Consider the following 24351-nt stretch of genomic DNA (forward strand, 5'->3'; position numbering starts at 1 on the left):
TTAACTTAACAATCAATTCGGATCAAACTACACACTTGATCTAAGCCAACTTGCCATATCGCTTCATATTGCGGCACGATACCGAGTACAATAAACCAGCTAATTGCCAGACCGAGTAATAACGCAAATGAGAAACCTAACGAGAAAATATTTAGCTGTGGTGCTGCTCGAGTCATTACACCAAACGACAAATTCACCGTTAGCAAAGCAATCACCCCCGCTAACGCCATATTCACGCCCGCTTTAAACATATGTCCAAACCAACCTGCAAGCTGATAGTAATCTTTTTGCTGTAGCATAGCCTCACCTATCGGCAAGGTTTTAAAGCTCACAACAACAGCATTTAACATCTCTAAATGCCCATCTGTTGCTAAGAACAATAAAATGGCCAAAAACATATAAAACTGTCCCAATACGGGCGTATTCTGACCATTCGCAGGATCAACCATTGAAGCAAAACCTAAACTCGATTGCATACCTAATATTTGCCCAAGTAAGACAAATATTTGAGTAATAAACTGTGTCACTAATCCCATTGCTACACCAATGATTAGTTGCTGAGTAGTAACAATAAATCCAGCTAAAGAAAGTAACTCAATATCTTGTGGGACTTTAGGTAAAACAGGCAAGACCGCAAATGTGATCGCTAAGGCTAAATATAAGCGAATTTTAGGTGAAACAAAGCGCGCCCCAAAAAACGTCATCGCCATCATCATTGATGAGATACGTGTAAAAGGCCAAAAATAATTCGCTATCCAATCAAGTAAAAGATTTGCGGTGTAATGCATAATCGACGGCTGCTCGTTTGCTAATAAAGCAACTGTGGGATTTGATCAATAATGCGATAGAAATAATCCATCAGCATTTGCGTCATCATATGACCAAAAAACATCAATGCGAGTAACGTCACCACTAAACGGGGTAAGAAACTCAATGTTTGCTCATTGATTGAGGTTGCCGCTTGAAATACCGCAACAACTAAACCAATTAACAGCCCTGGAATGACAATCGCGCACACCATGATAAGTACCATGTATAGCGCTTCTTGAAATATCTCAACAAAAGCTTCTGGCGTCATAAAAGCATCCTTTTTATCCGATGTTTATTCACATTAGGTGCCAAAACTACCTGCCAGTGTGGATAAGATCAGGTTCCAACCATCAACTAAAACAAACAACATTAATTTAAACGGTAACGATACAATCATAGGTGAAAGCATCATCATACCCATCGCCATTAAGATCGATGCAACGACCAAATCAATAATCAAAAATGGTAAAAACAGCATAAAGCCGATTTGAAACGCCGTTTTTAGCTCTGAAGTAATAAACGCAGGGATCAATACCGTTAACGGCACCGTCTGCGGATCATCAGCCGTTGAGCCAGACATATTCACAAACGTTTCTAAATCTTTTACCCGGGTTTGTTTAAGCATAAATTGGCGCATCGGATCTTCCGCTTTTACCAACGCTTCTTTCGCCGTGATTTGCTCATTAATATAAGGCTGAACGGCATCTGCATTGATCTTATCAATCACCGGAGACATCACAAAAAACGTTAAGAACAGCGCTATGCCGATAATCACTTGGTTAGAAGGTGTTTGCTGTAAACCCATCGCTTGACGCAGGATCGACATTACCACCACGATACGGGTGAAAGAGGTCATTAAAATAACCATCGCAGGCAAAAAGCCCAACGCGGTCATTAACGCTAAAATTTGCAGGGTGACAGAATAATCTTCACTACCATCAGGGTTTACTGTCACCGATAATGCCGGTATTCCCCCACCATTACGGGCTGCTTGCATGTGACCTGAGGTTGTTTCTGCACTCATTGCTGTCGCCGTCGTACTATTAGCCACGTTCGCTTCAACCGCATGCGCTATATTGATTGACGATAACAACACAGAGATAGCAAGAAAAGCCATCCAAGTGATAAGGGTGAATTTATTTTTTAACATTATTTTTCATTAGCTTGCTAAGCTGAGAAGCGAAATCTCTGCTTGGCGATTCGTCCATGTTTAAAGGCTTATCCAATTTACTCAGCAAAGAAATATTATGTTGAGTAATACCCACCAACATTTGCTCTTCACCGACTTGCAATAGCACGACTCTTTCTCGTTGCCCGACTGCCAGCTGTGTAATTACTTTTAAACCCGAATCATTACCACTGATCCCAGCCACCCGCATACGTTTTAATAACCAAGCTAAGAAAACAATAATCGCAATCACAAGCAGTAAAGAAGCCAGAGTGGTTGCGATATTTAAGTCAGGTGCTTGTCTTAATGGTGGCGGCGCTTTTTCAATCGTTTTCTCAACCGCTGTTTGTGCGAAACAGGACAGTGTGAAAAATAATAGCGATAATACTGTAACTATCTGGCCTATAATCCTTTTCATGGCCAGCCTTAACGTAACTTTTTAATACGCTCAGTTTGGCTGATCACATCAGTCAAACGAATACCAAATTTGTCATTGACCACAACCACTTCACCATGTGCAATAAGGGTCCCATTGACCATCACATCTAATGATTCACCCGCAATACGATCAAGCTCAACCACTGAACCTTGGTTTAATTGCAGTAGGTTACGAATACTGATTTGCGTACGTCCGACTTCCATCGAAATGGTAACCGGAATATCCATAATAGTATCAAGCTTACGACGTTCATCATCGGTGATCGGTACCGTTTCATCAGTCAGCTCTTCTAGTGGTGCTGGTTGCACATCATCAATTTGCTCTGCTAATGCTGCAGCCCAATCATCTGCCATTTGTTGGTCATTATTATTTGACATTGTCATCGTCCTTTTCTTATTCGTTACTATCGCGATTAATATTAAGTAATGCCGTGCCTAGCTCATCACGGTCGAGAAACGCCAAATCCGTTTTAACCATATCGGGACGTTGTAGTTTCTCACTAATTTTCAATGCTACATTGTCACCAGAGCGACCCATTTTGGCGTGATAAGTCGGTAAATCTTCCACAAAAATGGTCGCTTGCTCAGGCATATCAATAGGGATCACATCGCCAACTTGTAGCTCCATCAAATCACGTAACGATAAATCCACATCCAGTAATTTGGCGCGAAGATTAACGGGTACATCCATGATTTCATCACGCAATGCTTTACTCCAACGCACGTCGGTGTCCATCTTGTCACTTTGTACACCCGCATCGAGTAATTCACGGATTGGCTCAACCATCGAATATGGCATGACGACATGAAAATCACCGCCGCCACCATCAACTTCAATATGAAATGAGCTCACCACTATCACTTCTGTTGGGCTCACAATATTTGCCATGGTCGGGTTCACTTCTGAGTCTAAATATTCAAACTCAACCCCCATCACCGGAGACCATGCTTCGCGGTAATCTTCAAACACAAGTTTGAGTAGCATTTGAACAATACGGCGTTCGGTAGGAGTAAATTCACGACCTTCAATTTTGGCGTGAAAGCGACCATCGCCACCAAAAAAGTTTTCAACCAGAATAAAGACGAGACGCGCTTCCATCGTAATAAGCGCGGTACCTTTTAATGGACGAAAGCGCACCATATTTAAGCTTGTTGGTACATACAGTGTATTTTGGTACTCACCAAATTTAATCATCTGTACGCCATTAATAGACACTTCCGCCGTTTTACGCAGCATATTAAACAGGCTGATACGCATATGGCGCGCAAAACGCTCATTGATAAGCTCAAGTGTCGGCATTCGACCACGAACAATGCGGTCTTGTGATGAAAAATCAAAGGTAGCAACATCACTCGCGACCTCGTGATCATGAAGTTCATCTTCTGGCTCATCGACACCATGAAGTAGCGCATCAATTTCATCTTGGGTTAATAAATCACTCACTGTAAACCTACTGCATTACAAAACCAGTAAAAAGAACCCGCTCAACTGCAGGTGTTCCAGCCACTTTAACCATTGCCGCTTTCACAGCTTCAAGCGCTTGTTGGCGTAACTGATCACGGCCATTAGGGCTACGTAATTGCTCAACGGTTGCGACCCCGAATGCTTGAAGAAGAGTACTTTCAATTAACGGTATGTGCTGTTTCGCCAAGGCTTCATTTTTATCGCCACGTACCATTAATTGCACTTTAATTTGAACCACTCTATCTCGTGTATCACCCGTAACATTGAAAGTAAAAGGCTGAGGTAATACAACATAGTAAGCAGACATTACAGATGCTGGTGACGTTGTACTTTCTTGAACCGTTGCAGCCACTTGTGGCGACTCTTTAGCGTCATCGCCATTTAGCAACCAAAAGCCAATGCCTGCCGCCAATATTACAATGACGGCTACTGCACTTATTAACATCAGCTTTTTCTTGCCCATCGCCATTTTTATTCCTTTTTGTCTTTATTTTCATTAATTAAATTATTAGCAATTGTTAATTACGCATAGTAATCAACCCGATCTTTATTGTTTGTTACAAACATCTCAATCGCATCAAGATGTTTATCTGAATTAGTCTCATTAGTGCCTGCAAAAGATTCATCATGGGCAGTACCTGATGATTGCTCCCCTGAATGCTGCTGTGAGAACTGCTGCGCAAATTGATTTGAACTGTCTTGCTGCACAGAGCCTTGCGCTAACTGCAAGCCTTGTTGCTGCATCATCTCACGTAGCCTTGGCATTGCTTGTTCAACCATATCCCGTGTTTGGCTATTATTAACGGTAAATTGCACTGAAGCTTGATCTTGATTCAAGGCTAATTTGATTTGAATTTTGCCAAGCTCTGGCGGATCTAATCGGATATCAATTTGCTTTAAATTCTTAGCCATCATCATATTAATCCGCTCAGAAACTTGCTCTCCCGCCTGCTCTTTTGTCAGCAGTAATGGCGACTGAACCTGTGTATTTGCATGTTGTAAGTCCATTTTCATCGCATTGGTTTGCTGGTTACTCATTAGTGCCGATAATGGTTGTGAAGAGATAGTGTCTTGCTCTTGTTCCTGACCATCAACCAATGTTTTTCTAACCGCTTCCATCATTCCATTGGTTGCGATCAGTTCAGAATTTTTTTCACCAGAAAGAAACGCATTCACGATACCATGTTCAGCTTTTACACCAGATAGTGTTGATTTTAATTCAGGATCGATTGTGGGTTGAGAAAGCAGTGTCGCTTCATCACTTTTTTCCGCTTTCACTGCAGCGGTTGCAGCGTGCCAGCCCAGTTTTAACTCACTCGGTTTGACATCCGCTTGTAGTACTTTCTCTTTTTCAGTTAGCTCATTTTGCTTGATTGAAGTGATTTCAGAGCTATCTAATACAAATTTGTCACTAGAGAGCTCTGGTTTCACATCTAAAGACGCATCTGATGATGGCATTTGCTCTGACTGTGGCGGCAAAGCTTTGCCCCCACCTGAAGATTGTTGACTAAGCTGCTGATTTGATTGGTTCAAACGTTGAAGGAAATCCGCACCTTCAAACATCATTTTTTCGACATCAGCAATACTTTCGCCATCATCAACATTATCAACACTGGTGATATCCTCACTATCATCAATAGATACAACGCCACTATCAACAACAGATACCATCTCATCTGAAACAACCTCATCAGAGACTACCTCAGCGTTAGATTCAGTATCGATAACTAAATCATCAGAGACAATAACAGCATTATTGTTCGCTTCTTCACCAGCTTCAACATCTGTCGATTTTTGTGTTTTTTGTTCTATTTTTAAATCGCTTACCGATGTTTTCTCTGTTGATGCTGCTTGTAACTGAGAATCAAACGAAGCATCTTTGTCACCTTCATTTGTTTCTACCGTTTTAGTATTTGAAGATCCCGCAGGTGTGGCTTTTACGTGCGGTGTTGATAAGGGATTTAATAGATTCATAGCCAATTCAAACCTAGTACTGGGCGTGGAGAAAACAAAACGTAACCATTTGATCTTCCGACGACAAAAAGAGATAAGCTGGAGTAATGCAAAAACTAAACCAGTTACTCATCAATAAGGTTATTGTTGTAACCTTCGCGCAAATTGCAATGTAACAAATTCATCCATCATTTTTTGCTCTTGCTTATCAAGCCACTGTTTATGCTCACGTTCGCGTTTTTCCACCAGCCATTCAACCGAACGTCTTTTTTGTTGCATTTCTTGCCAGTGCTGGGAGCACTTTTGAATTTGTTCTTCAAAGTACCCTCCCGCTTGCTTTTGCTTTTCTAATGTTTGATCCAGTTGCGTTAAGAATTTCTGTAAATGACTATATTGACTTGCGGTTAAACCTTGTTGGCCCCTAACAGATAACTGATTGAGATAATCCAATCGATATTTTTCAATCTGCGCTAATTGCTGTAAGTAATTTTGTTGCTCAATACGGGCTTGGTTTAACGCTAAACTGGCTTGATGCTCTTGCTCTTTCGCTTGCTCGATGATTAATCCTAGCGCGTTAGACATACTTAATTTCCTTATCCATGATCACCTGCAATTAACCACCTAATGTTGAGCGCAACATATTGACGCACATCTCATAGGGCACTGACTCTTTCATTTCTTGTTGCAGATAAGCGTCTAATTTCGGTTTAAAACTAAAAGCTTGATCAATCGTATTATCCGTTCCGGGTTTATAAGCACCAATGGAGACTAAATCTTGATTTTTACGGCATATAGAAAGAATTTGACGTACCGCTTTTGACATCAACATATGCTCTTCGCTCACAATCGCAGGCATAACACGACTCACCGAACGTTCGACATCGATCGCAGGATAATGTCCAGCGTCTGCCATCTCACGAGATAACACAATGTGACCATCTAAAATCGCACGAGAGGCATCTGCAATAGGATCTTGCAAGTCATCACCTTCACTAAGAACGGTAAAGAAAGCCGTTATAGAACCTTGATTTTCATTACCATTACCCGCACGTTCCACCAACGCAGGTAACTTTGCAAATACCGAAGGTGGATAACCTTTGGTTGCTGGCGGCTCACCAACAGACAATGCGATTTCACGTTGTGCTTGTGCAAAACGGGTCAGAGAATCCATCAGCAGTAATACATCAAAGCCCTGATCGCGGAAATACTCAGCAATCGTCAATGAGGTTTGACAACCTTTTAAGCGCATTAATGGTGATGCATCAGCAGGTGCCGCCACCACCACAGATCGCGCACGGCCTTCAGGCCCTAAGCTTTCTTCAATAAACTCTTTAACTTCACGACCACGCTCACCAATAAGGCCAACCACAACAATCTGAGCACTGGTGCCACGAGTCATCATGCCTAAAGTCACAGACTTACCAACACCCGAGCCTGCAAACAGACCAATACGCTGGCCTTTACCTACCGTCAAACAGCCATTGATAGCTTTAATACCCACATCAAGCGGCTCTTTGATTGGTTTACGGGCGAGAGGATTGATAGGAGTGGCATTAAATGAAGCTCGATGCTCGGTAAAAATAGGTCCTAAGCCATCGAGCGGATTACCAACCCCATCAATAACCCGACCTAATAATTCTGGACCAACGGGTAGACCACTATTGTGCAGAATTGGCGTGACTTTAGCGCCTGGCATCACCCCAAGCAGCTGTTCACTTGGCATCAGAAACAAGGTTTCACCTGAAAAGCCAACCACTTCAGCTTCAAGTTCACCATTTAATGTTTCTACTTTACACAAGCTACCAACAGGGGCCCGGCAACCTATAGCTTCAAGTGTTAAACCAACAACTCGCACTAAACGTCCAGAAGCAACCGGCTTACACCCCGTACCTTCCGTTTTATACTGACTTAACCGTTCGGCTAGTGAGGCTGTCATTTAGATTGATCTCGAATGCTACTATTAACCGCTTCAAAGCTACTTAAAGAGTGACGAATGCGATCTTCGATAAAATAATCAACCGAAGTATCATGGCTATTTAATTGCAGATCACCTCGATTTAAGCTTGGCTCAGCAATAAGTTTCCATTTACGCTCTAACAAGTCATCATCACTAAAGTTTTGTTTTACTAGGGCTACATCTTCAGGATGCAGATTCATCGTAATATCACGATTGGCAACCGGTAACGTCGCCACCACTTCACGAATCGTATTTAAAATCACTTGTGGGTTCGTTTTCACTTCCACTCGGATCAACTCTTTCGCTAAACCTAAAGCAAGTTGCATCACCTGCTCTTCAACGTCACGATCAACTTGTGTAATTGGCGCTAATAGCTTTTCAGCCACTGACGCCAAATGATTCACTTGTTCTGTTATTTGTTGTTGGGCTTGCTCTAACCCCTGTTGTAACCCTTGCTCTTTGCCTTCAACAAGACCAGATTCAAGCCCTTCAGCGTGACCGGTTTTAAACCCTTCACTGTGTCCAGCTTGTCGTCCTTGCTCTATTCCTTCGTCATACGCCGATTGCTGCATCGCTTCTAAATCAGCAGCCGTTAATGGCGGAGGCCCCGCTTCTTCTTCAGGCTCGAATTCTTCAATAACAGGACGAGGCTGGTAATTAAAAGCGTTGTCACTTTGTTCTTGACGCTGTTCTGAATAATCAGGGTATGCCCAACGTTCTAATTCTTGTGCTTGGTGGTCTGAAACTCGAAAAAAGCCGCGACGACGTTCATCACTCATGACGACCACCTGCTAATTCAACAATAGGGATAATTTTATAGGTACTCATCTGCACCGCCACCGCCGCCGCCCAGCATAATTTCACCTGCATCAGAAAGACGACGAGCAATGGTTAGAATTTCTTTTTGCGCCGCTTCTACATCAGCAACACGAATCGGCCCCATCGCTTCTAATTCTTCACGTAGCATCTCAGAAGCACGCTTGGACATATTGCCGAAGAATTTATCACGCAGCATATCATCCGCACCTTTTAGTGCTTTTTGTAAGAGATCTTGTGGTATATCACGGAGCAAGGTCTGAATACCGCGATCATCGACTTCTGTTAGGTTATCAAATACAAACATTAAGTCTTGGATCTGGGTCGCCGTATCTTCATCCGTTTCACGGATCTGATCCATCAACAAGCCTTCAACATTATTATCGAGGTAGTTCATGATCTCAGCCGCAGCTTTCAAGCCGCCAATTTTAGCCGCTTGCGCACCAGCTTGACCTGCAAACTGTTTCTCCATGATATCGTTCAATTCATGCAGTGCCGCTGGTTGTACTTCTTCTAAGTTCGCAATACGCATCATCAGATCTAAACGTACACGCTCAGGAAATTGCGCTAAGATTTCCGCAGATTGTTCCGGCTCTAAGTATGATAAAACAATGGTTTGGATCTGCGGGTGCTCATTGAGAATAATGCTCGCTACTTGACGAGGATCCATCCATTTCAGCGAATCCAAGCCACGAGAGCCACTGCCCATCAGGATTTGATCAACAAGGTTATTCGCTTTATCTTCACCTAACGCAGCAACTAATGTGTTACGTACGAAATCTTCGCTACCCATGCCAATGCTAGTGTATTTTTGAATATCTTCGAGAAACAATCGGTGTACACCGGAGACTTTCTCTTGGCTAAGATCTGTCATACTCGCCATCGCACCACCCACACGTTGCACCTGCTTAGGTTCAAGGTGACGAATAATACTGGCAGCATCTTGCTCACTAAGGCTAAGCAGTAAAATGGCGGCTTTTTCTGTCCCACTTAGCGTATTTGGATCAAATTTATTTTCACTTATAGCAACATCATTAGCCATCTTCATTCACCCAACTTTTAACCACTTGTGCTGCGAGATCAGGTTCATTATCCACCAATGCTCGAACGGCTTTCAGTAAATCTTCATCTTTATGTAAATTTGGTAAATCTAAGCTACTAGAGCTCAATTCAAACCCTTCACCGCCATCCAATTCTGCGCCAATAAGCCCAACAGCATCCGCTGAGTTTGCCATAACTGGCATACCATTTTCGTCTAATGGCGTACCATCTGGTGCTTGGTTTGGATACAACAGCTTACGCATTGCTGGACGTACTAATACCATAATCACCACAATAATAACGAGCGCCGCTGCAATCCAACGTACCCAGCTACTAAAGTTCGGATTTTCCCAGATAGGGAGATCGGCAGCTAATTGAGATTCTGGTAACGCAAAAGGAACGGAAAGCACTTCAAGTAAATCCCCTCGCGCTTCTGAAAAACCAATCCCCCCCATTAGCAGGCGGCGAATTTTAGCAATTTCTGCTTCTGAAACAGGTACGCGAGTCACATCCCCCGTTTTAGGATCTGTGATGGTCTTATAATCCACCGCAACAGATACCGTTTGACGGTCAATAACCCCCGTTTGTGCACGCTTATGACTAATCGTGGTATCTAATTCATAGTTACGGGTAGATTCTCTATGTACCGAGCCATCACTGCCGTTTGTACCCGACTGCATGTCTTTCACATTCTGAGGAATAGCCGATTCAACAGGCGGCTGATTACTTAATGCGCCAGGAATACCTGCAACTTGGTTACCACCATTAATATCTTCCAGCGTAAATTCACTGCGCGTTGCCGCCGTTGATGGATCATAGCGCTTACGGGTTTCTTCTAACGCCGAGAAGTCCATTGCAACATCAACTTGAGAAGTATAATTACCCAGCCCTAAAACAGGCATTAAGATAGCATCAATTTTTTCGCGTAATGCTTGTTCCTGTTTACGCTCTAATTCGTATTCTTTACGTTTCGCTGTTGTACTAGGATCTTCAGTACCAGAGCTCAATAACCGGCCATGTTGATCGGTTACCGTGACTCGTGTTGGACGAAGCCCAGGTACCGCTGTTGCCACCATATCAACAATGGAATCCACTTCTTGTTGGCCTAATGAACCACCAGAAGATAAGGTTAAAAAGACTGTTGCCGTCGCTTCTTGATTATGACGAACAAACACACTTTGTTTTGGTGTCGCCAATAAAACCTGCGCTTTACGTACTTGGCTAATTTGTTCGATGGCACGGGCTAATTGACGTTCACGACTGAGCTTTAAACGCTCACTTTCCATTCGTTGTGATACACCAAATCCCATGTCTTGCAATAAAATATCATCGCCTTCTGCCGTTTGGGCATTTAGTCCAGTACGGGTTAAATCTAACTTGATCGCACTATATTCATCAGCAGGAACGCGGATCGTATTGCCATCTAATTGATATTCAATTTTCTTTTGATCAAAGTGATCGAGGATTGGAATTAATTCTTCGGTATCATAAGTGCCTAATGGGCGCATCTCAGGCTCTTTGATCCACATTGTTACCAACACGATTAGCGCGACACAAATTGCCACCGATAGCACTAGAATAACTTGACGTAATAAATCCAAGTTACCCAAAATACTATCAGTCGAAGAGGCTTTCTTCTCTGAAATATCAGCACCTTGATCTGCGCCCATATCATCATGTAATACAGGAGCGGCGCCATTGCCCGATACCGCCAAAGGTTGATTAATGTTTTCTTCTGCCACGACTTTTACCCATAAACTGCAAGAATAACGGTGTTACTTTCCATACTTTAAAAAGTCAGGCTTATACCGGCATATTCATTAATTCTTTGTACGCTTGTACCATTTTATTGCGAACTTGTACGGTTGCTTCAAACGCCACACTAGACTTATTTCTTGCAATCATGACATCTGCTAATGAAACGCTACGATCACCTTGATCAAAACGCGTTGCTAACTCACTGGATTGCCCTTGTATCTGATTCACAGATTGCAATGCATCACTCAAAAGATTGCCAAAATCAGAGCTCACTTGTTGGGCTGTTGCAGGGGAAGTGGTATTTTGAGCATCCAATCTCATTGCTTGCATTTCTGCTTGTAATCCGTTTACTTTCATTCCGTGATTCTCTCTATCAATGTATTTATTTTAACCGCTCACTACGCAGGAATTTCAATACCTGCATCACGCATTTTCGCCAATTTATAGCGCAAAGTTCGAGGACTGATCCCTAACTGCTCTGCCACATCTTTACGGCTGCCTTCACAGGCGATTAAAGTATCTAAAATAATACTAAACTCTTGTTCACGTAACTCACTACCCAGCCCTTCTCCCGTTGCCGCCGGTTTAGGACGAGCAGCCACAACGCAAGGTTCAGGCTCTGGCACACTTTGAGGCATTTCCGTATCTAGCCAATCAAAATGTTCTAATAAAATATCTTGCTGTTGAATGTGGTTGTTATCGCAAAGAATTAACGCGCGTTGAATAACGTTATCTAATTCTCGCACATTCCCAGGCCACGGGTATTGCACTAATTTATCTTGTGCCGCTTGGCTTATACTTGGTACCACATTTCCTTGTTTGATACTGTGTCGCTCTGCAAATAATGCCGCTAAAGGCAGAATATCGCCCTGACGTTCAGCTAAAGCAGGCCAAGCAATTGGGAAGACATTAAGTCGGTAGTACAAATCTTCACGAAAATGCCCTTCTGCCACATAAGTTTTAAGTTCACGGTTACTGGTCGCAAGAATACGTACATCTAACATAATGCTTTTGCGGCCACCTAGACGTTCAACTTCACGTTCTTGCAATACACGCAATAATTTTGCCTGTAAGCCTAAATCCATTTCACTGATTTCATCAAGCAATAAGGTACCACCTTGGGCTTGCTCAAATTTACCCGGACAGGCTTGAATCGCCCCCGTAAATGCACCTTTTTCATAGCCAAATAAGGTCGCTTCAAGCATATTTTCAGGAATGGCAGCGCAGTTAATGGCAATAAAGGGCCCATCTTTACGCTCGGAGTTATCATGGATATAACGAGACAGTACTTCCTTTCCTGAGCCACTCGGCCCTAGCACCATCACATTCGCCTCCGTTTTTGCGACCTTATCAGCAAGTGCTAATAACTTGATACTTTTCGGATCAGCAACAACGGTTTTACTGCTTTGTTTTTTTATCGGCGCATAACGCCCGACCATGTTTAACAGCACTTCAGGGGCAAAGGGTTTTGCCATATAATCAATCGCACCTTCACGCATTGCCGCGACTGCATCTTCAATATTGGCGTAAGCCGTCATTAATAGTACTGGGATTTTAGGCCAATTTAATTTAATACTGCGAAGTAATGCTAATCCATCCATCCCTGCCATTTGTACATCAGAGACAACGATATCAACCGTTTCCGACTTCATGATCACTAAAGCATGTTCTGCGCTTTCCGCTTCAATCCATTGATAGCCAGCTAACGCTAACGTATCAACCAATGCTTCACGTAATCCTTCATCATCTTCGACTACTAAGACTCTCGTTTGATTCATCTCTTCTCTCCATGAGTAAGCTCTGGCACTTTAATGCTCACGATGCGGCTAACTGTGATTGCATATTCTGCTGTGAGGCAATGGGAAGGGTTAAAGTAAAGCATGCCCCTTTACCTAACTCTGATATTAAAGACAACTTGCCACGATGCGCGAGTGCCACCATTTGAACAACGGCTAATCCCAACCCTGTACCTTGTTTTCGAGTGGTAAAGAAAGGCTCTAAGACCTTGCTTTGGAGCTCTGTCGCAATACCGGGGCCATTATCAGTGACTGATAACAAAATTTCGTCACCTACGGCATAACAAGACACAGCAACAGTACAGCCTTTACCTGACATTTGGATAGCGTTTGTAATTAGGTTACTGATAGCGCTCGCCAGTGCATTTTCATTGCCTAAAATAGCCAGTGATTCATCATCACAGTCAATACTAAAATCAACATTTTGGCTCATCACCAAGGCTTCAACCATGTTTTCCATACTATTAAGTAAACTTTCTAATGAAAAACAATTAACCACTTTATTATCACCACCTTTGGCGAACAGCAGCATATCATTAACTTGTTTTTCAAGATCTTGAAGACGATCGACAAGTTTACTTTGGAAGCGTTCACGGGTTGTTACTGGCAAGTTAGGGGCAGATAAATTAGCGGCGTATAACATCGCACTCGATAATGGTGTTCTGACTTGATGCGCCAAGGATGCCACCATTTTTCCTAAGGACGACAGTCGCTGCATTTCACTTAATCGTGATTGTAATCGGCGCGTTTCTGTCATGTCTGTAATGACAATTAACTGTCCAGCCGAAGAGGCTGAAATAGCTAATTTTACCTTAGCGCCAGAGCGCAGTGAAATTTCGTGTCCATCATCTTCCTGAGGCTGAAAACAGCGCTGGATAATATCTACCCAACGTTCACCTTCAAGGGGCTCGCCGAGCAAACGTAATGCTTCATTATTGGTTTCACAAATAATGCCTTTAGGATCGAGTAAAATGACACCAACAGGCATCACTTCCAGCACTTGTTGATAACGTTCAACTTGTTGTTCTAATGCCCCAATCACAACCGCTTTATCATCCATGCATGAAACCTAATAACAAAAAATCCAATCTAATTCATAAAAAAGCAATTTACATGCCATGTATTATTCTTTTAAATCATGCAATTACAAAATAGTCATGACAAAAAAACAATGTCAAAAAAATGACAATATATTAGAGTTTTATGGAATTGGCTAAAAAAATACAGATTGGCAGCAGTTTTTTGAGAGGTTATTGCTAAAAATAAATTAAAAGAAAGTGATTGTTAGCCCGCTCTGTTGAAAGTGATGTATTAACAACCTGCTATTTCGATTGCTATGAGGAATAAAAAAGCCGATGTCAAATTAATGGCATCGGCTTTGTATAAATTCATGACGCTCTATAAGCCTTCTTTATTCAGACCATATTTACGCATTTTTTCTACTAACGTAGTGCGTCGCATACCAAGCATATCAGCCGCCCTTGCAACAACACCTGACTGAGCATCTAACGCTTGCTTGATCATATCAACTTCAAGATCAGCTAACATTTCTTTTAAATTTAGCCCTTCAGGAGGCAGCTCGCTATTTACACCTGTTTGCTCATCTTCATATGATGAAAACATACTTGCTAATGCTTCTTGCTCTAATTCCTCAACACTTGGTTGAGAACTTTCTGGCGTAAAGTCAGGAAGTTGGCCGTAGCGATACTTAATCGGCAAATGATTAGTATCGACCATTTCACCGGGGTACAGAATACATAAACGCTCAACAAGGTTTGCAAGTTCACGTACGTTACCCGGCCAGTTATGCTCCATTAATGAATTAATCGCACGCGGTGTGAAGTGAATGCGTTTCGCACCTTCAGCTTCCATTCGAGTAAGCAACTCTTGAAGTAATAAAGGCAAATCCTCAATACGTTCACGCAATGCGGGCATATCAATAGGAAAAACATTAAGGCGATAGTACAAATCTTCACGGAATAAATTCTCATGGATCATTTTGTCTAAATCGCGGTGTGTTGCTGCAACAATACGTACGTTGGTTTTAATGGTTTGACTACCACCAACACGTTCAAAGCTTCGTTCTTGCAAAACGCGTAGGAGCTTAACTTGCATCGACATCGGCATATCACCGATTTCATCAAGAAATAACGTACCACCTTCAGCTAATTCAAAACGGCCTTTACGTGCAGAAATCGCACCAGTAAATGCCCCTTTTTCATGACCAAACAATTCACTTTCCAGTAAATCTGGCGGAATAGCACCACAGTTAACAGGAACAAACGGACCTTTACCACGCGCAGAGTGATAATGAACGTTACGTGCCACGACTTCTTTGCCTGTACCAGATTCACCTAAAATCAGCACACTGGCATCACAAGCAGCCACTTGCTCCATAAGGTGACGGATCTGACTAATTGTAGAGCTACTACCAACCATGCTACGGAATAAGGTATTTTTACGCCCTAGCTGAGGAACTTGGTAAGCACGTTTACCCATGTATTCTTGGCAATGACGGAAAGCATCAACGAGTTGGTTATAATGCAAAGGTAACTCTAGATCGCCAACATAATTCGCTAAACCAGAAAGATGAGCACGGTGATTTCCAAGCGATACAACAGGAATATGGGCATGAATTTTTAATGCATCTACGATATGAGATAAATGTTTATTTACTTCAATATTGCCCAGTAAACATGCGCCCCATGACTGCTGCCATAATGATGCATCAATACTCTGTGACGAGATAATTTCACACTGCTCACCAACAAACCCCAGAATTACACTGAGATCATGACGTTGCTGTTGATCGTCCTCAATAACGAGTGTCTTTGCTAAACCTTGCATAGAATGGATATAGCCTGCCTTCATAAAATGATGTAATTATTGGCCTATTTAATAGAAATGCGAACCACTGCCAATATTATTGGTATCTATTGTAATTAAACCATAGGAGAAGGCAATATTTGATAACGGAAAGGTGTGATACCAATACAAGGATAGATAAAACAATAGGACGAATATTGCGCATTTACAGCTATTCATCCTATATTTGAAGAGTTATTACCATTTTTTATAGTGTTATCCTGCCTATATGCATTTTAACACTTAACTTTATTAATTAACTCGCTTCACTTAAATGATGATACTCAGTTGGGATTTGATCCCACGCTGATTTGATCTCACGTAGCATACCAATCACATCATCAATGGGCTTAGTTTGGTTTTCGGCATTTGCTCGGCTGATCTCTGCAGCCATAAACTCATATAGGGCATCAAGGTTCTTGGAAATATCACCACCGTCTTCCATTGATAAGCAATCACGCAGACTTAGTACAATATCTAATGCTTTGCTTAAACGCTCGCATTTAACCGCAACATTGCCTTGCTCCATTGCCGCTTTTCCTTGAATTAAACGCTCAATCGCCCCTGCATACAGCATTTGAATAATACGGTGAGGAGAAGCACTGGCTAATTGTGCGTTTACTGAAACTTTTTTATATGCCTGAAGAGAACCACGCATGATGTAATCCCTTATTTAATAAGTGAAATCAAAATCAACAAAACCAAGAAGGCTATAAACCGTTTTGTTGAATATTGCTATACAGTGATAACGATTGTTTGCTCTTTTTAGAACGCACTAATCGCTCGCCAATAATGTCTTTGTGTTTTTGAATTAAGCTTTTTAATGCTTTCGTTCGTGCAACCACATCATCAAACACGACACGCGTTAAATCAGGTTGCCCTAAGATGTTTTCTACTTCTTGATGACGCAGAGCAACCAAATTTTCCAATTGTTGAGGAAAATCATCAGGATAATCTTGCTGCTGCAAAAGCTGTTCAATCTGCTGTTCGAGTTGAGTTAATTTTTCCATTTTTCATTCACTTTAAAATGTCATTAGGCTCATCATGGTATTCAGCTGATTATTCATTTTTCCAATAGCTGCATCCATCGCGGTAAACTGTTGATAGGTTCGTTCTTCATAAGCTTTCATTCGCTCATTTAAATCATCCATATCATCGTTTAATCTGTCTTGCTGCTCTTTTAAACTTTTCTCTTTATTGGTTAGAGAGCCGTCCGTTGAACTGGTGTAACCTTTAAAAATAGCTTCAGCCTTATCAAGAAAGCCTTTTTCATCGGTATGGAAGAAAGAATTAAATGCATTAAAATTATCTTTTAAAGACTCATCTAACTTTTCATCATCAATCTCGATTTTTCCATAACGGTCAGTGGTAATACCAAAGTCACTTAAGCTATAAGTTCTACCATCAACTTCGATACCCGCATTCATCATATTTCGCATTTGACTGATAATTGAACGGGTTAAACTATCACCGTTTAATGGCCCACTAGATTTAGACTCTGTATCGTATTTACTTAAACTATCAGCGGTATCGATAAACTCATTGTACTTTTCAACAAAGTCTTCAATTGAAGACTTTGCCGTTGAAGTGTCGTTGGTGATATCAATCGTTGCGAACTTAACATCGTCAGTATTTGTGAGTTTTTTAATATCAAGCGTCACACCTTCAATGGCATCTTCGATTTTATTACTACTACTAGTGATCTCGGTGAAGTTATCAATTTTTATTTTGGCATCAACACCGTTTTGCATCTCAACCATATCGGCATTGGCTGTTGGATTGGCAGGATCAAAGCTTAATTTGGCTAGCTCGCCCGTCATCCCTGAAGCATCAATAGAAATTTCATTGGCAACACCGGTATCAGTGCTTGAAAAAACAATTTTCGAACCATTGGCATCATTAATAACTGTTGCCGTTACACCAGGGTTATCTGCAGAATTGTTAATTGCATTCAGTACATCTTTTAAGCTGCTTTTATCTTGATCAATGGTGACAGACATGGTTTTACCATCAACGGTAATTTCCAAATCGCCCGATCCCAGTTGTGCTTTAGGATCGGCATCAAAAGCACTGTTAGTGACCACTTTATGAGATTTGGCAATTTCTAACACTTCAACGGTATAACTACCATTTTTTGCTTTATCTGATGCTTCAACAGAGACAAAATCTTTCTCAGATGATTTAGCTGATTGACCTGCAAATACTTTATCTTCAGCAAATTTTTTCACCATATCTTCTAAACCAGATACCGCCGATTTAATTTGCCCGTAGCCACTTAACTGTACTTCCAGTTTTTGTTGCTGCTCTTTAATGCGTTGCTCTTTTGGCGTACGCTCGGCGGCAACCAATTGTTGCGTCATGCCCGCCACATCTAAGCCAGAAGCTAAACCACCTGCACTTAACCCCATGAGTTTTCCTTTTACACTTTATGACTTAACGAGCCTAAACCGTACTTGGCCAAATTTTTGTTTAAATCTAGCAATTCTTGTGCCGGAACTTGGCGAATAACTTCACCCGTTTTGTTATCAACTATGGTGGCAATTGGTTTACCTGACTCATCATCTTGATGGAAACGTAACGAACGATTGGCAGATTGTAATGCCATTTCAATCTGCTTAATTCTCTCTTGTTCCGACTTTTGCTCTAGCAAAGATGAATTAAGGGGATCGTCAATGTCACTGGAATCAATAGGATTAACAGCCTTTATCGATGATAGGGAAGATTCAGAGCTAACAGTTTGTTGCTCTACACCTTGAGGGGAAGTGTGACGAACTTTCTTATCGCCTTCCATATCCTGATTAGAGGTTAAAGACGATGAAAAGATAGTTATCGGATTGATCGCCATAGCCAGTCCTTAGCGATATCGCTGTAAGTAAAAAGCCCTGTATTGAATATACAGGGCTTCATTTGAATGATTAACCCAGTAGGCTAAGTGCCGCTTGTGGGATCTGCTTAGCTTGCGCAAGAATTGAAGTACTTGCTTGTTGCAGAATTTGGTTCTTCGTCATGTTAGTGGTTTCAGCTGCGAAATCGACATCTTTAATACGGCTGTTTGATGCATTTACGTTTTCATTGATGTTCGCAAGGTTATTTAACGTGTGGTTAAAACGGTTTTGTACCGCACCCAAATCTGCTCGTTGTGAGTCAATCCCAGCAATAGCTGCGTCAATAACGTCTAGTGCGCCTTGAGCACCACTCTGACTTGTAATATCGATATCTTTAACAGTACTTAAAGATGAGTTACCAGCTGCAGTAGTAATGGCTGTAGCAGTACCAGTTACCGTAAACTTATCACTAGAACTAAAAGTTAATTCAGAATTAACTACAGCACCACCAACATTAACAGTAGCAGCTGTACCAGCAACTCCCGTTGAAGGATCAACTGCCGCCATAGTTAATGTACCGCCTGCAGGACCTACAGCTTTAATACCTGCAACATCTTCAGCTTCGATCTGCAATTTACCTGTAGACTTATCATAAGTAGCATTATAACCATCTTTACCGATATCACTTGCAAGCTCAGACATATCACCATTATAAGAGCTTAAGTCATAACTTGTTGTACCAATCTCCAGTGTACCAGTATCGGAAGCAGTCAAATTATCCAACTCAACACGAGCCGTAGCCTTAGCTTCAACACCAGTACCCAATGCACTCAAGGCATCAGCTGCTGCTTTAGCATCCATTGTTGAAATATCAGTAGTAGCTGAAACACCATTTGGACCTGATAAAACTATATCACTTGCGCCTGTTGCTAAACCGTATGCTGTGCCTGCTGCTGCTGCTGCGCCAAATACAGTACCAGCACCTGATTTCTGGTGTTGACCAATATCGCCAGAAGCAACACTTGATAATGAAACATCAATAGTCTCATTCGCATTTGAGCCAACTTGGAAGGATTTCGTACCGAAAGTACCATCTAATAACTGTTGACCACCAAACGTTGTAGTATCTGCAATACGGGTCATTTCTGTTTGTAAGGCACTTACTTCTTTTTGAAGTGCTTCACGGTCTTCAGCTGAGTTTGAGCCATTCGCTGCTTGAAGAGACAAATCACGCATACGTTGAAGCATGTTTGTTGTTTCTGACATCGCGCCTTCAGCGGTTTGCGCCATTGAGATACCGTCGTTGGCATTACGCATTGCTACGTTTAGACCGTTTGTTTGGCTGGTTAAACGGTTTGAGATTTGAAGACCTGCAGCATCATCTTTTGCAGAGTTAATGCGAAGACCAGAAGAAAGTTTTTCCATGCTATTAGCAACGCCGTTGCTTGCACCGTTTAGGTAACGCTGGGCGGTCATTGCAGAGACGTTAGTATTAACTGTAACAGCCATAATTGTAGCTCCTTGATTTGATACCCAGCGATTCCCGGGCTAACTAAGTATTTCCTGTTGTGATTTCTTTAACGGCACGGCGAGAAAATGCTTTAATGTTTTTTTTTATTTTTTTCTTATCAAGGGTTAACTTTATTTTTTTACAGTAAGTTAGACAAAAAAAAGCGGCAACTTATTGCCGCTTAATTCTATGACAGATAGCTATAAATAATTAAATAATGTGAGTTCTTTTGTCTTATTAAACGCAGCCTGTGATGCTTGCAGTGCCATCGATTGTTCATTCATATCAATGATCGCTTTGCTGTAATCAAGATCTTCTAAGCCGCTTTGTGCTTTATTCAAGGTTAATTCAAAATCTTTGTGTTGTTCGCCCTGTCTATCAAGGGTTTGTAACACACTACCAACCTGCGAGCGCTGCTGGTTCATGTGAATGAATGCGCCATTTAAATCATCAATAACACGTTGTAAATTGGCATTACCTTCTGCTGATGACGTTGGCTGCTCTGCGTTGTTAATCGCATCTTGAAGAGAGTCTAAAACGTTAAAGGTTTTACTCGGGGTTAACGCGACACTATCACCCAGTTTGATTTCACCATCAAATTGAAAGTCTAACGTCCCCGCACCACCAGCAGCTGCGAGATCAAAGTTTACCCCCACTGTAGGATCATAAGTATTTTGATCTAATAGTACCCCCGTTGTTGGGTCCCCTTGATAAAGTTGATATTCCATTACACCAGCATTATCGACAAACTTAACACTGTAATTGTTGCTGTCATTAGGATTGCTATTTGTTGCCGTTAAAACATGTAGCTGCGAGTCTGGTTGTAAACCAGAAAAGTCAGGCCGGTAATCACCGTAAGGGTTGGGTATCGCCATGAAGACATCATTACCCGTTAAGCTGGTCTTCACCTCTAAGTTTTTATCTATTTGGCTATGACGCGCTTGATCATCCCCTTGATAAACAATGGTTGGTGGCGTTTGTCCATTTTGCATAAACGGTTTGGTGGCTGATTGTGTACCTGCAAAAATATAGTTACCCGATTCATCTTGTGTATTTGCCAGCCCCAATAACTCATCATAAAGGCTCTGCAATTCATCTTTAAAGGCACTGCGATCTTCTGCAGCCATAGCACCATTGATCATGCGAATGACTTTTTGTTTCGTCACATCAAGATTGTTCTCTACACCCGTTAACGTTGATTCCGTCACATTCATGCGGTTGGTCGCTAATGTTATCGCATCTTGATATTGCGTGATGAGTGTCTGCTCTTGACGATAATTCTGAATCATTACTGATGAAACAGGATCGTCACCCGCGGTTAATACGCGTCGACCCGTCGCTAAATGTTCATTACTGGTATTTAGTTCACCCTGCTTACGCATTAAATTCGAGGTTAAACTTTGATACTGGCTAGCAGTAGAAACTCGGTTAATCATGATTTACTCCTACTACACGGTACGCATTAAGGTATCAAAGGTTTCTTTAGCCACTGACATGATCCGAGATGATGCCATGTAAGATTGCTGGAACTTCATAAGATTAGCGGCTTCTTCATCAAGATTAACACCCGATAAGTTCGATACTCGCTCGGACGCGGCATCAAAATCCAATTGATTGACTTCTGCAGTTTTATCCGCATTATTCTTTAACATACCAATGTCTGTTGCTAACCCTTCAAACAAATCAATCACACTCGATTTGCCCTCATTCATGGTTTTGCCATGCTGAATTTGCTGCATTGCTAAGAAGTTACTGTTGCCACCTACCGCATTAGTCCGGCCTAAAGTCACCGTGAAGTTATCTCCAACTTGACCATTATCCGTCAGTGACAATGTCGGGGCTGTTTGGCCTGCAAAGGTAATTTCTTTACTCACGTTAGTTAATGGATAAGCCAGTGATTGGACGGTATTACCCGCATCATCTTTTAAATCCATTAGGGTGTTCGTTTGAGTATTCGTTACTGTTAACTTGTCAGAAGCGGTGATGGCTAACGTAAACGTATCACCAATCGCTGCACCTGAAGTTAAACTTGCTACGCTGATTTGATCACCATTGCTAGCAACCATGGTTAATACATTGCCCGTTGTTGTCAGTGGATAGTCTAGCTCGTTAACAACAGCACCCGTAGCATCCACTAAATTAATCGGATTATTTGCAGCATCTACCATGCTAAGTTTATCGCCCGCACCATTTAAGCTAAGGGTATACGTGCCTTGTGCCACTGTGGCACCAGCAGCTTGAATAGCCGTCAGCGTCGCTGTACCAGTGTTACTTGCATTATTGGTCGCTGTTAAATCAGCGCTGTTAATAATGTCGACTCTGTAGGTGCCCGCTAATTGGTCAGGCACTAACCCGCCGGCTTTATTGAGCTCTGCTGTTCCAACGTTATTTGGGTTAGCTTCAATACTGGATATTTTATTCCCTGCTAGGCCACGAGGATCTGACATCTCCACGCTAATGTTTGCCGCACCACGACGCATCGGCTGAATGATGACGGTCTCACTTTGTCCTGCCGCAGGGGGATTGCCCATCACAGTATTCATGGTTAACGTTAAACCATCGACACTGACTGATAAAGGCATTGTCGCCGTTGGAGATATAAGTGGATTGCCGTTTGACTGTTTCATCTCATTGCCAGCGGGATCGATTAAGCGAAAACTATAATCAGTACCATCAAATTCAGTTGTAAGCTGGTATTCTCCCGTTTTTAACGCATTTACATCATCAATTTTGACATCAATGTCAGTTTGGCTACCTAATGGCTTTAATACTCGCTCTTTCATTAAGTTAGGGTTGTTAACATCATAAAAAATAGCACCTCCAACCGCACCTGAGAGATCGGTACCCGATTGCTGCAAATCGTTTATTTGCTTTGAAAAGCCAATCGCCATTCGCCCCATTTCATCGAGGCTTTTATCTATTACATCATCACGGATCGACAACATGGCACCTAATCCGCCGCCAATGTGATCACTTTTAATGGCTTTGGCTTGATTCCCGTTAATTAATGCCATCTGTTTGTCTTCCAAATCAGGATCACCATTAACCATTTTTAATTGTGATGATTCAACGCCAGAAACCAAGGTATCACCGCTACCAATAATGACTTTATCGGCAAGGCTGCCTTTATCCGCCAATACTGTCACTTTGGTATATTTGGCTAATTCATTAATTAAGCCTCGTTGTTTATCCAGCAAGTCATGGTTTTTATCGCCATCAGGCATGCCTTGTAAACTGGTATTAATAGCGGCAAGTTCTTGCCCTAATGCATTCACACGCTCAAGTGTTACATCCAGTTGCTCATTCACATCTCGACGAATATTGGTTAACGTTTCATAAGAATTATTAAAACTTCTTGCCGCTTGTTCGGCATGCTCTAACACGGTTTGACGAGAGCCAAGATCGTTAGGGTGATCTGACAATGAACGTACCGAGTTATAAAAATTATTCATGCTATTAACGGTGTTAACAGCACTTTTTGAGGTGAAATCATCCAGCATCATCATGTGCTGTTGACGAACATTTGAAGCTTCAAGCTGGGTGGTAGAGAGGGTTAATTCACGGGCAGCAAACTGATCATAAGCACGATTAACGCTATCAATGTACGCACCACTGCCGTAATAGTTACCGCCGCTCCATTGTGCATCGGCCGCTTTTTGATCGACCACCTGACGGCTATAACCTGCGGTATGCACGTTACTAATATTATGGCTGGTTACATCAAGTTGCTTTTGCGATGTACGCAAACCACTGATACCAAGCTGCATTAAATCCGACGCCATATTAATTCCCTAACTCATTAACAACGTGATGTTTTATATCAATCTTAATGACGCTTATTCATATAAGGCGTGCATTACGATAGCTTCTTTGCAAAAATCGAACCAATTAAAAATAATAAAAGTTTTTTTAATTAAACGATTATTTTTGAGTATTTAAAGATGGTAAT

24 protein-coding genes are annotated in these 24351 nt (G+C 41.8%); all 24 read right to left on the bottom strand.

All coding sequences use genetic code 11. The features are described 5' to 3' along the window. Positions 1–5: 5 nt before the first annotated feature. Positions 6–788, bottom strand: coding sequence for a flagellar biosynthetic protein FliR (gene fliR, locus C9J40_RS02650; protein ID WP_107205503.1), 783 nt, complete (start codon positions 786–788; stop codon positions 6–8). A gap of 20 nt (positions 789–808) precedes the next feature. Continuing rightward, entirely contained in the window at positions 809–1078 is a 270-nt protein-coding gene (gene fliQ, locus C9J40_RS02655) for a flagellar biosynthesis protein FliQ (RefSeq protein WP_005370314.1), read from the bottom strand. 33 nt (positions 1079–1111) lie between these two features. Next, on the bottom strand, positions 1112–1960 hold the full coding sequence (gene fliP / locus C9J40_RS02660; RefSeq protein ID WP_107245625.1) for a flagellar type III secretion system pore protein FliP: 849 nt from the start codon (positions 1958–1960) through the stop codon (positions 1112–1114). After that, positions 1947–2396 carry a flagellar biosynthetic protein FliO gene (gene fliO, locus C9J40_RS02665; protein WP_107205501.1) on the bottom strand — a complete coding sequence of 150 codons (450 nt, stop codon included), beginning with the start codon at positions 2394–2396 and terminating at the stop codon, positions 1947–1949. The genes fliP and fliO overlap by 14 nt, the downstream gene beginning before the upstream one ends. Positions 2397–2404: 8 nt before the next feature. Beyond that, the gene (fliN, locus tag C9J40_RS02670; protein ID WP_107205500.1) at positions 2405–2794 is read right to left on the bottom strand and encodes a flagellar motor switch protein FliN; all 390 of its coding nucleotides are present in this window, start codon (positions 2792–2794) and stop codon (positions 2405–2407) included. A 16-nt stretch (positions 2795–2810) separates the two neighbouring features. Continuing rightward, the gene (fliM, locus tag C9J40_RS02675; protein ID WP_107205499.1) at positions 2811–3860 is read right to left on the bottom strand and encodes a flagellar motor switch protein FliM; all 1050 of its coding nucleotides are present in this window, start codon (positions 3858–3860) and stop codon (positions 2811–2813) included. Positions 3861–3867: 7 nt separating this feature from the next. After that, positions 3868–4350, bottom strand: a complete 483-nt coding sequence (gene fliL / locus C9J40_RS02680) for a flagellar basal body-associated protein FliL (RefSeq protein WP_107205498.1) — start codon at positions 4348–4350, stop codon at positions 3868–3870. A gap of 53 nt (positions 4351–4403) precedes the next feature. After that, positions 4404–5855, bottom strand: a complete 1452-nt coding sequence (locus C9J40_RS02685; protein ID WP_107245626.1) for a flagellar hook-length control protein FliK — start codon at positions 5853–5855, stop codon at positions 4404–4406. A 120-nt stretch (positions 5856–5975) separates the two neighbouring features. Continuing rightward, on the bottom strand, positions 5976–6416 hold the full coding sequence (gene fliJ, locus C9J40_RS02690) for a flagellar export protein FliJ (RefSeq protein ID WP_045148062.1): 441 nt from the start codon (positions 6414–6416) through the stop codon (positions 5976–5978). A gap of 31 nt (positions 6417–6447) precedes the next feature. Continuing rightward, positions 6448–7770 (bottom strand): flagellar protein export ATPase FliI, encoded by a 1323-nt coding sequence (gene fliI, locus C9J40_RS02695; protein ID WP_005370306.1) that lies wholly within the window; start codon positions 7768–7770, stop codon positions 6448–6450. Further along, on the bottom strand, positions 7767–8570 hold the full coding sequence (fliH, locus tag C9J40_RS02700; RefSeq protein WP_107245628.1) for a flagellar assembly protein FliH: 804 nt from the start codon (positions 8568–8570) through the stop codon (positions 7767–7769). The genes fliI and fliH overlap by 4 nt, the downstream gene beginning before the upstream one ends. Positions 8571–8605: 35 nt before the next feature. Then, positions 8606–9649 carry a flagellar motor switch protein FliG gene (fliG, locus tag C9J40_RS02705; RefSeq protein ID WP_107245630.1) on the bottom strand — a complete coding sequence of 348 codons (1044 nt, stop codon included), beginning with the start codon at positions 9647–9649 and terminating at the stop codon, positions 8606–8608. Further along, a complete protein-coding gene (gene fliF / locus C9J40_RS02710; protein WP_107205495.1) occupies positions 9642–11390 on the bottom strand; it encodes a flagellar basal-body MS-ring/collar protein FliF in 1749 nt (582 codons plus the stop codon). Before fliF ends, fliG begins: the two co-directional genes overlap by 8 nt. A 61-nt stretch (positions 11391–11451) precedes the next feature. Then, a complete protein-coding gene (gene fliE / locus C9J40_RS02715) occupies positions 11452–11763 on the bottom strand; it encodes a flagellar hook-basal body complex protein FliE (RefSeq protein WP_107205494.1) in 312 nt (103 codons plus the stop codon). A 41-nt stretch (positions 11764–11804) separates the two neighbouring features. Next, positions 11805–13184 (bottom strand): sigma-54 dependent transcriptional regulator, encoded by a 1380-nt coding sequence (locus tag C9J40_RS02720; protein ID WP_107245631.1) that lies wholly within the window; start codon positions 13182–13184, stop codon positions 11805–11807. Positions 13185–13221: 37 nt separating this feature from the next. Beyond that, positions 13222–14262, bottom strand: coding sequence for a PAS domain-containing sensor histidine kinase (locus C9J40_RS02725; RefSeq protein WP_107205492.1), 1041 nt, complete (start codon positions 14260–14262; stop codon positions 13222–13224). A gap of 338 nt (positions 14263–14600) precedes the next feature. Continuing rightward, positions 14601–16049, bottom strand: coding sequence for a sigma-54 dependent transcriptional regulator (locus C9J40_RS02730; protein WP_107205491.1), 1449 nt, complete (start codon positions 16047–16049; stop codon positions 14601–14603). Positions 16050–16323: 274 nt separating this feature from the next. Then, positions 16324–16725: a flagellar export chaperone FliS gene (gene fliS, locus C9J40_RS02735; RefSeq protein WP_107205490.1), complete on the bottom strand. Its 402-nt coding sequence runs from the start codon at positions 16723–16725 to the stop codon at positions 16324–16326. A 52-nt stretch (positions 16726–16777) separates the two neighbouring features. Next, positions 16778–17077: a flagellar biosynthesis protein FliS gene (locus C9J40_RS02740; protein WP_107205489.1), complete on the bottom strand. Its 300-nt coding sequence runs from the start codon at positions 17075–17077 to the stop codon at positions 16778–16780. Positions 17078–17089: 12 nt separating this feature from the next. After that, positions 17090–18475, bottom strand: coding sequence for a flagellar filament capping protein FliD (gene fliD, locus C9J40_RS02745; protein WP_107205488.1), 1386 nt, complete (start codon positions 18473–18475; stop codon positions 17090–17092). Between the two features lie 11 nt (positions 18476–18486). After that, positions 18487–18912, bottom strand: a complete 426-nt coding sequence (locus C9J40_RS02750; protein WP_107205487.1) for a flagellar protein FlaG — start codon at positions 18910–18912, stop codon at positions 18487–18489. A gap of 70 nt (positions 18913–18982) precedes the next feature. After that, positions 18983–20401, bottom strand: a complete 1419-nt coding sequence (locus tag C9J40_RS02755) for a flagellin (RefSeq protein WP_107205486.1) — start codon at positions 20399–20401, stop codon at positions 18983–18985. 201 nt (positions 20402–20602) lie between these two features. After that, positions 20603–21838 carry a flagellar hook-associated protein FlgL gene (flgL, locus tag C9J40_RS02760; protein WP_107245632.1) on the bottom strand — a complete coding sequence of 412 codons (1236 nt, stop codon included), beginning with the start codon at positions 21836–21838 and terminating at the stop codon, positions 20603–20605. A gap of 12 nt (positions 21839–21850) precedes the next feature. Then, positions 21851–24184, bottom strand: a complete 2334-nt coding sequence (gene flgK, locus C9J40_RS02765; protein WP_107245634.1) for a flagellar hook-associated protein FlgK — start codon at positions 24182–24184, stop codon at positions 21851–21853. Positions 24185–24351: the final 167 nt, after the last annotated feature.

The organism is Photobacterium sp. GB-72, from assembly GCF_003026095.1.
Taxonomy (GTDB): domain Bacteria; phylum Pseudomonadota; class Gammaproteobacteria; order Enterobacterales; family Vibrionaceae; genus Photobacterium.